The sequence below is a fragment of the Bacteroides sp. K03 genome (assembly GCF_019734355.1).
GTDB classification, from domain to species: domain Bacteria; phylum Bacteroidota; class Bacteroidia; order Bacteroidales; family Bacteroidaceae; genus Bacteroides; species Bacteroides nordii.
In genome coordinates, this window is the sequence record NZ_JAASHC010000036.1 from 20,850 (window position 1) to 33,084 (window position 12,235).

At 40.2% G+C, this 12,235-nt stretch carries 7 protein-coding genes and 1 riboswitch; of the genes, 3 read left to right on the forward strand and 4 right to left on the reverse strand.

Annotated elements, in window-relative coordinates:
* Positions 1-118 precede the first annotated feature (118 nt).
* The 3 genes from HCG69_RS18150 to accC all read right to left on the reverse strand — a co-directional run bounded on the left by HCG69_RS18150 (position 119) and on the right by accC (position 3,758).
* Positions 119-1,654 carry an acyl-CoA carboxylase subunit beta gene (locus tag HCG69_RS18150; RefSeq protein WP_221651188.1) on the reverse strand — a complete coding sequence of 512 codons (1,536 nt, stop codon included), beginning with the start codon at positions 1,652-1,654 and terminating at the stop codon, positions 119-121.
* 2 nt (positions 1,655-1,656) lie between these two features.
* Entirely contained in the window at positions 1,657-2,166 is a 510-nt protein-coding gene (locus tag HCG69_RS18155; protein ID WP_221651189.1) for an acetyl-CoA carboxylase biotin carboxyl carrier protein subunit, read from the reverse strand.
* Between the two features lie 80 nt (positions 2,167-2,246).
* Positions 2,247-3,758, reverse strand: a complete 1,512-nt coding sequence (gene accC / locus HCG69_RS18160) for an acetyl-CoA carboxylase biotin carboxylase subunit (RefSeq protein ID WP_221651190.1) — start codon at positions 3,756-3,758, stop codon at positions 2,247-2,249.
* 135 nt (positions 3,759-3,893) lie between these two features.
* Positions 3,894-4,109: riboswitch (cobalamin riboswitch) on the reverse strand.
* 172 nt (positions 4,110-4,281) lie between these two features.
* On the opposite strand from accC, the gene HCG69_RS18165 reads away from it, so the two are divergent.
* Entirely contained in the window at positions 4,282-6,528 is a 2,247-nt protein-coding gene (locus HCG69_RS18165; RefSeq protein WP_221651191.1) for a cation:proton antiporter, read from the forward strand.
* 61 nt (positions 6,529-6,589) lie between these two features.
* Here HCG69_RS18165 and HCG69_RS18170 read toward each other — a convergent pair whose 3' ends face one another.
* Positions 6,590-7,768 carry a multidrug effflux MFS transporter gene (locus HCG69_RS18170; protein WP_221651192.1) on the reverse strand — a complete coding sequence of 393 codons (1,179 nt, stop codon included), beginning with the start codon at positions 7,766-7,768 and terminating at the stop codon, positions 6,590-6,592.
* A 7-nt stretch (positions 7,769-7,775) separates the two neighbouring features.
* Between HCG69_RS18170 and HCG69_RS18175 the strand changes: the two genes are divergently transcribed.
* Positions 7,776-8,015, forward strand: a complete 240-nt coding sequence (locus HCG69_RS18175) for a hypothetical protein (RefSeq protein ID WP_221651193.1) — start codon at positions 7,776-7,778, stop codon at positions 8,013-8,015.
* A gap of 67 nt (positions 8,016-8,082) precedes the next feature.
* Entirely contained in the window at positions 8,083-12,123 is a 4,041-nt protein-coding gene (locus HCG69_RS18180; RefSeq protein ID WP_221651194.1) for a two-component regulator propeller domain-containing protein, read from the forward strand.
* Positions 12,124-12,235 lie beyond the last annotated feature (112 nt).

Consider the following 12,235-nt stretch of genomic DNA (forward strand, 5'->3'; position numbering starts at 1 on the left):
GTGAAGAGCTCCCAACTCTATAACTTTACAACTCCATAACTTTCAACTCAATAAAGAAGTACTATGCAGCGTAACAGCGCAGCCAATTTTCAACTCTCAACTTTCAACTAAATAAGCTCTACAATGGCATATTCCCGTGTTTCTTAGGCGGATTGGTCTGCATCTTATTTTCTGTCATTTCCAGGGCCTGGATCAAGCGCTTCCGGGTCTGCTTCGGTAGGATTATTTCGTCAATAAAGCCCAATTCGGCAGCCTGATAAGGGTTGGCAAACTTTTCTTTATAGGCTTCCAGCTCTTTGGCTTTTGTTTCTGCATCTGCTTTACGGAACAGAATATTTACCGCACCATCAGCGCCCATTACCGCAATTTCAGCACTCGGATAAGCAAAGTTTACGTCTGCCCCGGTCTGCTTAGAGTTCATTACGATGTAGGCACCACCGTATGCTTTACGGGTGATAACTGTGATTTTAGGTACGGTTGCCTCTGCAAATGCATATACAATCTTTGCCCCGTGGCGTATGATACCGTTATTCTCTTGCGTATATCCCGGCAGGAATCCCGGAACATCTTCAAAGGTGATCAACGGAATATTGAAACAGTCGCAGAAACGAATGAAACGGCTCGCCTTATCGCTGGCATCAATATCGAGCACGCCTGCCAGATAAGCCGGCTGATTGGCTACGATACCTACCGAGCGTCCGCCCAAACGTGCAAAACCGATAAGGATGTTCTTGGCAAAGTTGGGCATTACTTCAAAGAAATAGCCATTGTCTACCACGCGCTCAATGATATCTTTCATATCATAAGGTACGTTCGGGTCAGCCGGGACAATTGTATCCAGTGATGCATCTTCACGGTTGATATCATCGGTATTGTTTTGCTTCTTAGCTTCGTCCATATTGTTTTGTGGCAGGAAGGAGAGCAATTCGCGAATACTCATCAGCAGCTCTTCTTCGCTGTTGGCCATGAAATGAGTCACTCCGCTTTTGCTGCTATGTGTCATTGCACCACCCAATTCCTCTTTACTCACTTCTTCGTGGATCACCGTTTTTACTACATCCGGTCCTGTCACAAACATGTGGCTCTTTTCTTTTACCATAAAGATAAAGTCCGTCAGTGCGGGAGAGTAACAGGCACCGCCGGCACATGGACCCAGAATGGCAGAAATCTGCGGAATTACCCCGCTTGCCATTGTGTTCTGATAGAAGATATCAGCATAGCCCGAAAGGCTTTCGATACCTTCCTGGATGCGGGCACCACCCGAATCGTTCAAAGCGATGATAGGAGCTCCGTTTTTTAATGCCAGCTGTTGTACTTTCACAATCTTCTTTGCATTGGATGCCGAAAGTGAACCACCATATACCGTGAAGTCATAAGCATAAACAAAGACCTGGCGGCCGTCTATTTTCCCATAACCGGACACAATGCCATCTCCGGGAATCTTGTTTTTGTCCATACCGTAGTTGGTACACCGGTGCACCATTAACTTATCCAGTTCTACGAAAGTACCTTTGTCCAACAGCATGTCAATACGCTCGCGGGCAGTCATTTTTCCACTTTCGTGTTGCTTTTCTATCTTATCGACACCTCCACCAAGGGAAGCGATGCGGTCACGTTCTTCAAACGCGGCATATGCTTTATTTATTTCTTCCATTTTTACTCTATGGCTTCAAGGGTTATTAATGTCTGGTCACCAGTGATACTATCACCTTCCTGCACCAGTATTTCTTTAATGCGACAGTCCGAAGTTACTTTGTAGTTACTTTGCATTTTCATTGCTTCAATGACAATGGCGGTATGTCCGGCTTTTACTTCCTGGCCCACACTAACGGGAATTTTCACAACCTTGCCCGGCATTGGAGAGGTGATGCGGTCATTCTGTTCTTCATCTCCCTTTTTGCGCATGCGCAGGTATTTTGCCTGACTGTCTACAATTTCTACATTGTAACTGTTATAGTGTGTATTTACCTTATAACTCTTTCCGTTCTCACCACGGATCAGCTGTGCATTGGAGCTGTGTCCATCCATCAGGATGTTACAGGTTCCGTTTTCTGCCATCACTACATCTGCTTCAAACGTCTGTCCGTCTATGGTAAGTACCACTTTATTATCTTCCTTGCTGACCAATTCTATCTCGGCCACACGGTTTCCTATATGAATTTCCATAATTAATCATTTAAATAATGTACCAATGTCTTTCGGCAATACAGCGTAGCCAATTGGCACATTAGCATATTGGCACATTATTATATTCTTAACACTCCTTTATGCAATCCGAATTCTTTCCACTTGCTGATAGGGCGGTTATCGGTAGACGATCCGCTATTTTCTTCAAGGTTCATCAGATAGTCCATATAGGCGGCAATCAAGGCTATTTTCTCAGAACGTTCACTGGTGTGGGTGATACACTTTTGTAATGCTTCGCCGTTCTTTGCAATAAAACCTGTATCATAATGCCCTTCTACAAAGTCGGCGGTATCCATAATACAACGCAGGTAACTGATGTTGTTTTTCACCCCTGTCAGTTTGTATTCGTGGAGTACCCGGCGCATGCGCTCAATGGCGTATTCACGGGTGGTAGCCCACACAATCAGTTTACCGATCATCGGGTCATAGTAGATAGGGATTTCATATCCTTCGTATACGTAGCTATCAATGCGTACACCGATACCGTTTGGCTCAGTAATTTGCTTGATCACTCCCGGACTGGGCATGAAGTTCATTTCGGTATCTTCTGCACAGATACGGCATTCAATAGCGTGTCCGCGTTGCTTGATATCCTCTTGTTTTAACTTTAACACCTGGTTATCTGCCACTTTGATTTGCTCTTTTACCAGGTCTACCCCCACAACTTCCTCTGTAATAGGATGTTCTACTTGTAAACGGGTATTCATTTCCAGGAAGTAGTAGTTGCGGTGTTTGTCTACCAGGAACTCAATTGTTCCTGCACCGATATAGTTGACGGCTTTGGCGGCAGCTACTGCCTTTTCGCCCATGTCTTTGCGTAATTCGGGTGTTACGAATACCGAAGGACTTTCTTCTACGATTTTCTGGTTACGACGTTGTACGGAGCATTCACGTTCGCATAGATGAATTACATTGCCGTGTTTATCACCCAGAATCTGAAATTCAATATGATGTGGTTCCTCAACGAACTTTTCCAGATATACGGTGTCGTCTCCAAATGAGGAGAGCGATTCGCTTTTGGCTGTAGTATAGGCTTCTTCTACTTCACCGGCATTGTGGATCAGTCGCATTCCTTTTCCGCCACCGCCCATAGAAGCTTTCAGCATTACCGGGTAGCCTATTTGGTTGCACAGTTCTACGGCTTCTTCCACGCTTTTCAGATTTTCCTGCGTACCTGGAACTACCGGAACCCCCGCTTCAATCATTTTGATACGGGCAGCAATTTTGTCTCCCATTGCCTCCATTGTTTCCGGATTCGGACCGATAAAGATGATTCCTTCTTCCTGACAACGACGGGCGAATGTGGCATTTTCCGATAAGAAGCCATATCCCGGATGTATGGCATCTGCGTGGCACATCTTCGCCACCTCAAGGATCTTTTCTATATTCAGATAACTCTCTTTTGATGCGGCCGGACCGATGCAGTAAGCTTCATCGGCGTAGAGCACATGCTTTGCGGTGCGGTCTGCCTCTGAGAAAACAGCGATACTTGCTATTTCCATTTCCCGGCAGGAGCGCATTACTCTCACGGCTATTTCTCCGCGATTGGCAACTAAGATTCTTTTTATCATATTCATTTCTCAATTAAATGCATATACGTATTAGTGCTTTTCCACCCTGCGGACACATTCCACCCGGTGAAAACACAGTATTTCTAAGATTTGGGGCTAAACGGCGATACTTTCTTTCCTAACCCACGAGGTGAGAAAGTATAAATTTTGACTGGCAGGTCTTCTGACTGACTCTCATCTTATGGGCCTTCCCGATGGATTTTTTACCTCCGTCAGTGGCGCGAATCTGGTTAATTTATAAGATGTTGTACAGAGCTTCACAGCAGCGGGACTGTCCGGGAGTTACACCCGATTCCCTTTTAATCTTCATCCGTTGACCACGGATTCCGAACCAAATCGGGCGCAAATATAGAGAATTATTGAATAGGACGAATCTTTTTTGCACGAAAGTTTACTTTTTGTGCAGTCTGAATAAAAAAGCAGGTGTAAAAGCCTGACAGTTGAAACACAATGCCCTCTTTTTTGTTATTTTAAATGAGGTATGTAACCTTATGCAAAATAAAAACCTATAAAAATACATTTCATGTCGCATTTGCCAACTTTAATTGCTGACCTTGCACTGATATTGATATCCGCAAGTATTATAACTTTATTGTTCAAATGGTTAAAACAACCTTTAGTTTTAGGCTATATTGTTGCCGGATTACTGGCTGGTCCTTATGTCCATATTTTCCCTACTGTAGGAGATATAGCAAATATTAATATCTGGGCCGAAATAGGAGTTGTATTTCTGCTTTTTGCTCTCGGTCTGGAATTTAGTTTCAAGAAACTTATCAATGTGGGTTCAACAGCTTTTATCACGGCAACTACCGAAGTTATCAGTATGTTATTGATTGGTTATATGGTAGGATATCTGCTGGGATGGGGTACCATGAATTCTATTTTTCTGGGTGGAATGCTGTCTATGTCATCTACTACCATTATTATCAAGGCTTTTGATGATCTGGGGTTGCGTAGCCAGCGGTTTACAGGCATTGTATTCGGTACACTGGTTGTGGAGGACCTGATTGCTATTTTGATGATGGTTCTTCTTTCTACGATGGCAGTGAGCAAAGATTTTATGGGCGAAGAGTTGCTGGTAAGTGTACTGAAAGTTGTTTTCTTCCTGATACTGTGGTTTCTTATCGGTATTTTTATCCTTCCGGCTTTCTTGAAAAAAGCAAAGAAGCTGATGAATAATGAAACGCTTCTGATTGTGTCTCTCGGCCTTTGTCTGGGAATGGTAGTACTGGCTACCTATACCGGATTCTCGGCTGCTCTGGGTGCATTTATTATGGGTTCTATCCTTGCTGAAACGGTTGAGGCGGAGCACATTGAGCATATTATACAGCCGGTGAAAGATCTTTTCGGAGCAATTTTCTTTGTGTCTGTCGGTATGTTGGTCAATCCGGCTGTATTGGTTGAATATGCTTGGCCGGTTATTATTATTACACTGGTCACCATTATTGGAAAAGCCATATTCTCTTCATTGGGTGTTCTTCTGTCCGGAGAGTCACTTAATATTTCCATCAAGTCCGGGTTTAGTTTGGCACAAATCGGAGAATTTGCTTTTATTATTGCCGGATTGGGTGTTTCGCTTAAGGTACTTGATCCGTTTATCTCTCCGATTATTGTGGCTGTATCCGTTATTACAACTTTCACTACTCCCTATTTTATTCGTCTGGCAAATCCTTTTGCCGAATGGCTTTATAAAGTATTACCACCCAAAGTTCAGGAAATACTGGCTCGTTATGCTTCTGGTAAAAAAACGGTGAACCATGATAGTGACTGGAAGAAGCTATTAAAAAATATTGTTGGCAGAGTCATTATTTATAGTGTACTGCTCACTGCTATTTGGCTACTGTCTGTGAAAACACTATATCCTGCTGTCAGTGAACTGTTTACTCCTGTGACGATCTGGGTTAATCTGGCGATGTGTCTGGCTACTCTTTTACTTATGACTCCTTTTTTGTGGGCGCTTATCTCCAATAAGTACAATTCTTCTGCAATATTTCTGAAACTGTGGGAAGATGAGAACTACAATCACGGTCGCCTGGTTGCTTTAGTGCTGTTCCGGGTGTCTGTTGCTATTTTTTTTATTTCGGCTGTAGTCATCAGCTATTTTCATCTGAATTTTGGGATAGGAGTGGTTATTGCTGTAGCTGTGGTGGTTCTGATTCTTATCCTTCGGGAAGATCTTACTCAATATTCGCGTCTGGAAACTCATTTTCTGACCAATCTTAATCTACGGGAAGAGGTTGCCAGAAAACATCATCCGTTGAGGACGAGTTTCAACAGTGAGTTCAATAATAAAGATCTTGAACTTACCTCTATTCTCGTATCTCCTTATTCCCGTTATATAGGCAAATCTTTGGGAGAGCTCTCGTTCCGGCGGGATTTTGGTGTGAATGTAGTAGCCATTGTGCGTGGTGATCTTAAAATATATATCCCCAAGAGTTCTGAACGGATTTATCCACAGGATAAACTGGCAGTGGTTGGTACGGACGGGCAACTGCAAAAGTTTCGTGACGAAATTGAAAGCCCGCAAGGAGCACCGGATACAGAGGAGGTGCGTCAAGAGATGACTCTGCACTCTTTCACAGTGAATGAGGCTTTTCATTTTCTGGATAAAAGCATTGTTCAATCCCGTTTGGGTGAAAAGTATGATAGTATTGTTGTAGCTATTGAGCGGAATGGTGAGCTGGTTCCTCTGGATAAGGATACTACTTTTCTGTTAGGTGATTTGGTATGGTTTGTCGGAGAGAGGGAGAAGATCAGACAACTCTTTTAAGGAGTTGCCCGAAAAGTCTGTATCTACATAGATTTTCCACTTTGTTCAGGTAGATTTCTACTTATCTATATTGAAATTTTATATTTCTGTTTTTTCCTCTTGTCAATAGGAGTGTACAAAATGCACAAAACACGATCAGTATCGAGGTCGAAATCAACATATTGCCCAACCCTGCCAAAGGAGAGCAAATACCACCTACAAAAAAGGTAAGGAAACCAAGAATAGCCGATGCATTACCGGAACTCTCACGTACGGGTTCCAAGGCCAGTGTAGTAGAGGTGGGAAGTATCATACCCAGGAATACTAACAGAATGAAAAAAGCTGTTTCTACATAATAAACAGAGAAGTTACAGGTCAGTGTTATAGCTACTACAATACTCAGTAGCAGGAATCCCCGTACACCGATTTGTAGTGCTGTCTCTACTTGTCGGAAGCGGATGACGAGCAGACTTCCTCCCATAATACCCAATGCATTGATACCGAAACAGAGGCTATATGTGAGTGGCGATAATCCGTAGTGTTCCTGAAAGATGAAAGGTGACGCAGCGATATAGGCAAACATGACTCCCATTGCCATAGCTTGTATCAGTACATATCGCATAAAGTGATGATTACGCAATACGGGTAGATAAGCTTTAAAGGTGTCTTTCACTTTACCTTGATTACGTATTGATAGGGATTCGTGAAAGTAAGTGGTGAAAAATAACAGAAGGATTCCTATGCCCAGTAAAGTCAGGAAGATACCTCGCCAGTCTGTTACCATGAGTAATAATCCTCCCAGAACGGGAGCACAGATAGGGGCCAGACCTTGTACACTACTCAGTATGGAGAAGAAGTGTGCCAAGCGTTTTCCTTTATACAGGTCCGTAGCGATGGATTTGGAAATGACCACTCCGCCTGCTCCTGCTACCCCCTGTATAAATCGGAAGATGAGGAACTCATAAATTGTAGTGGACGCCAGACAAGCCAGGGTAGACAGGACAAACAGAATGAGCGACGCCAAGAGTGGGAATTTCCGTCCATAGCGATCGGAGAGGGGACCGATGAAGAGTTGTCCTATAGCCAACCCTACCATGCTGACAGTGAGGGTAAGCGCTACCATAGAGGCGGAAGTGTCAAAATAGATACCCAATGCCGGAAGTGCGGGTAGATAAAAGTCGGTAACGAATGGACCGAAAGCTGAAATTGCTCCTACTAACAAAAGGATATAAAGGGCAGAATTGCCGGTCTTCTCTTTCATAATGATCTTGTTTTTGATTTTCGGTGGCAAAGTACGCTACAATGTACCGGATGTTTTCGTTCTGTCCGGTGTCTTGTTCGGCCTGATTGTCGCTAATAAAGTTATTGGTATTATAAAAAGAACAGAATCTTGTACATACATCATTGTTTGGTATACAAAGATACGGATAGAATACGAGGATAGCCGAATGCTTACTGTAGACTATCGTATGGATAATAACAAGCATATTTTTATATTTAAAAGTTGAAAATAGAGTTTTTGTTTTTATAAATTTGCCGAAAGAATGTATTTGTAATCGTGTATATACTAATATTATGAAAAAAGAATTTGTTGCAGGATTGATTGTTACTTGTTTCGTGCTCTGTTGTAATGTACTTTATGCAAATGGTATTTATTTTTCCAAATTGGGTATGAAGCAGGGATTGTCTCAGCCTTCAGTAATGAGTATTTATCAGGATGAATTAGGCTCTTTTTGGTTTGGAACTCGTGAGGGGTTAAACCGTTATGACCAGAGTGGAATGCAGGTTTTTACTCCTGAACCTGGTAATTCAAATTCGTTGTGTGGTGAACGAATTAGACAAATATGTGGGGACCGGAATGGAAAAGTATTTATTCTCACAAATCGGGGCGTTTCAGAATACGATTTAAAGACCAACAATTTTTTGACTTTAAAAGAGAATGTATGTACAGCTGTTTCCTACGGTTATGGTCACCTTTGGATTGCAGAATATAACCATTTGTATATCTATAAAGATGGGGCTATTGAAAGTTTTCTTCAATTTCCATATCAGGTAAATATATCAGCAGTAAAAGAACTGAAAAATGGAAATCTTATTGTTGGAACATTTTCTTCGGGAGTATACTACTTGGATAAAAACAAGCAAGTTACGCAATTATTACCGGATATAGGACGAGTTTCTGTTGTATATGAAGATTCGAAAAATGATGTTTGGATAGGTTCTTATACCACGGGGTTGTATTGTTTTCAGGATACTCGTTTGGTAGAGCACTATTGTACGGTAGCTTCGAGGAAAGAGTGCCGGTTGTCGTCAGATTTTGTGAGGGATATTTGTGAAGATAATAAGGGGGGAATTTGGATCGGTACATCGCTCGGAATTAATCGCTTGGATGAAGATAAACAGAATTTAGCGTTTTTCGATGAAGGAGAACGTGATTCGTGGAAATTGTCTGATTGTTCTGTTTGGTCGCTGTATAAAGATGTACAAGGGACTATCTGGATTGGTACATATTATGGTGGAGTAAATTACTTTAATCCCGAAATTAAATCATATGCTTATCTTGATTTGCAATATCCTGGGAAAATAAATGTTTCCGGTCCTATTGTCGGAAATATTATTAAGGATGAGTATGAAAATCTTTTTTTGTGTACAGAAGGTGAAGGAGTTATTTATTATGATGTAGAAAAAAAACAATGCAAACAATATTCTATTGAAAGATCTCGCGGCAAATATATATTTAAATCGAATATAAAAACTGCATATTATGATAAAAATAACCATATATTGTGGTTAGGACTACATTTCGGAGGATTATGTAAATTTAATATGTCTACGCGGGAATATATAATATTTGATGAATATCACAATTCCCAAGATGCAGTTGGAGATGCGGTATCGATACGAGTTATCAAACCGTATGGGAAAGACTCGTTATTGGTTGGGACTCATTCCGGATTATACCTGTTTGATATGCGGACGAATAAATTTTCTCTTTTTTCTGAATGCCTGCATAAGCACAATCCCTTTGTTGTGGACATATTATTTGATAAAGAACAGAATCTTTGGGTTGCAGGGAAAGGATTGTTATGCTTTGATACCAAAAAACAAAAGTTAAAAGAATATCTGTATGATCCGAAAGAAGAAACTTCTTTAAGCAGTAATAATATGGAGAAACTTTTTCTGGATTCGCAGAATAGATTATGGATAACGACGGGTGGAGGAGGTCTAAATTTATATGACGCAAAAAATGATTGCTTCCATCGGTTTGATCAACGTAGTTGTGGATTGAAGAATAATTATATCGGTAATATTGCTGAATCCAAGAATGGGTATTTAATTCTTTTACATACTGAAGGAATTTCTTTGCTTGACCCTCGGAATAAGAGAGTATATAATTATGGGGTGGAAAATGGATTCCCGCTTTCTTCTGCTTATGGCGGGGATGTTTGTGTCACTTCTGACGGACAGATTTACCTTTCGGGGATAGATGGTATTATTTCCTTCACGGAAAAAGATCTGAAACAGGAATATACTCCCTTTAAAATTGAATTTCAGGAACTTTTAGTTAATAATCATAGAGTTATTCCCGGTGATTCTACGGGGATATTAAAGTCCACGTTGGCATTTACAAATGAAATCGATTTGAAGTATGATCAAACAATACTTTCAATTTCATTTATTTCAGATAATTATATTCCATCTAACCGTTGTGTTTATGAATATCAGATGTCCGGATTGTCAAATCAATGGGTTAAAATACCTCCACATGTATATAGTCTGAATTTTATGCACCTTGCAGAAGGGGATTATGTACTTAAAATTCGGGGGAAATGGGAGGGTACCCAGCAAATAGCTTGTGAAAAACAGTTATTGATTCATGTTTCCCCTCCATTTTACAGATCATGGTGGGCATATCTGATATATGTATTTATCGTTATTTCTTTAATTTACATTTATTTGTCTTCGATCAAATCGAAGTTGCTGTTAAGGACATCGCTTGAGTATGAAAAAAAGGAAAAAGATCGTATAGAACAGACTAATCAGTCAAAATTATGTTTTTTTACAAATATATCGCATGAGTTTAGAACACCTTTAACTCTTATTTTGGGGCAAGTTGAAATGTTACTGCAAACTTCTCGTGTTTCTCCTGCGGTTTATAAAAAGATTCTTGCAATTAAAAGAAATGCTTACCATATGCAGAATCTTATAACCGAACTGCTCGAATTCCGAAAATATGAACAGGGATATTTGCTATTGAAAGTTTCGCAGGTGAATATGGGAGATTTTCTGGATGAGATATATGTATCTTTTACAGAATTGGCTCGTTTGAGAAATATAACATTCCGGTTGGAGAAGGGCGAAGATGATATTTTTGTATGGATTGATCCTATACAGATGCAGAAAGTATTTTATAATCTTATTTCCAATGCTTTTAAGTTTACACCTGAACAGGGGTGTATTGTGGTTGGAATGAAGGAAATGAAAGATAGAGTCTTAGTTTCTGTAACGGATAACGGTATAGGTATTTCAGAAGAATATATTGATAAAATATTTCAATGTTTTTATCAGGTGGATAATAATGTACAGGTGAGTAGTATGACACCTGGAACTGGAATTGGGCTAGCTTTGTCAAAGTTGATCGTAGAGTCTCATTCTGGAGATATTTCTGTATCGAGTGTTCCGGGTGTGGAGAGTTGTTTTGTTGTTTCTATACGGAAAGGGAAATCGCATTTCAAACAGTCTGAAATATCAGAGATAGAAAATGCAGATCAGATTTGCATAAAGAAAATATTGGAGTCTGAAACAGATATAGCTTCTGAAATTGTTCGTGAATCTGAAAATGAAGATGGCGATAAGCCGCAAATATTGATTGTTGAAGATAATATGGAACTTCGGCTTATGTTGAAAGATGTTTTTTCTCCGGTATATAATGTTGCTTTGGCAGCTGACGGAGAGGAAGGTTACCGGAAAACGATAGAGTTGCAGCCGGATATTGTTTTGAGTGATATAATGATGCCTTTTTTATCTGGTTCGGAGTTATGCCGGAAAATAAAAGAAAGTTTGGAGCTTTGTCATATTCCAGTTGTATTATTGACAGCTCGTACTACGATAGAGAGTAATATAGAAGGATTAAAAAATGGGGCGGATGACTATATTACTAAACCTTTTAATATAGAAACTCTTATAATTCGTTGTAATAATCTGGTTAATAACAGAAGGATACTTCAGAAAAAATTTAGCTGCCGCCCGGATGTTTCAGCTAAAGTTTTGGCAACTAATGAACAAGATCTTACTTTTATAGAAAAGGTTTGTGAGGTTATAGAAAAGCATATTGATGATTCGGATTTTGACATTCCGGTATTATGTGCCGAGCTCAATATGTGTCGTACGAAGTTGTTTGCTAAATTGAAAGGAGTTACCGGTCAGACACCGAATGATTTTATTATGAATGTGAAATTGAAAAAAGCTTCTGTTTTTCTTCGTGATAATATGGAAATGTCGGTTGCCGATATTGCATATACATTAGGATTTGGATCTCCAAAATATTTCGGAAAATGTTTTAAAGAACAATTTGGAATATCTCCTACCGCTTATCGTAAGGGTACTTCATTTTAAAAGTTGATTAATAGAGATTTGGAGGGGAAATAAATATTTCCTCTCCAATGTATATTCTTGATAAATAGAGCATTCCTGTATTCTGAGACGGAAAATATTGGGTTGTTTTACG

Coding starts and splice junctions, on each gene's coding strand:
- HCG69_RS18150 (WP_221651188.1), bottom strand. CDS start 1,654: ATGGAAGAAATAAATAAAGCATATGCCGCGTTTGAAGAACGTGACCGC.
- HCG69_RS18155 (WP_221651189.1), bottom strand. CDS start 2,166: ATGGAAATTCATATAGGAAACCGTGTGGCCGAGATAGAATTGGTCAGC.
- accC (WP_221651190.1), bottom strand. CDS start 3,758: ATGATAAAAAGAATCTTAGTTGCCAATCGCGGAGAAATAGCCGTGAGA.
- HCG69_RS18165 (WP_221651191.1), top strand. CDS start 4,282: ATGTCGCATTTGCCAACTTTAATTGCTGACCTTGCACTGATATTGATA.
- HCG69_RS18170 (WP_221651192.1), bottom strand. CDS start 7,768: ATGAAAGAGAAGACCGGCAATTCTGCCCTTTATATCCTTTTGTTAGTA.
- HCG69_RS18180 (WP_221651194.1), top strand. CDS start 8,083: ATGAAAAAAGAATTTGTTGCAGGATTGATTGTTACTTGTTTCGTGCTC.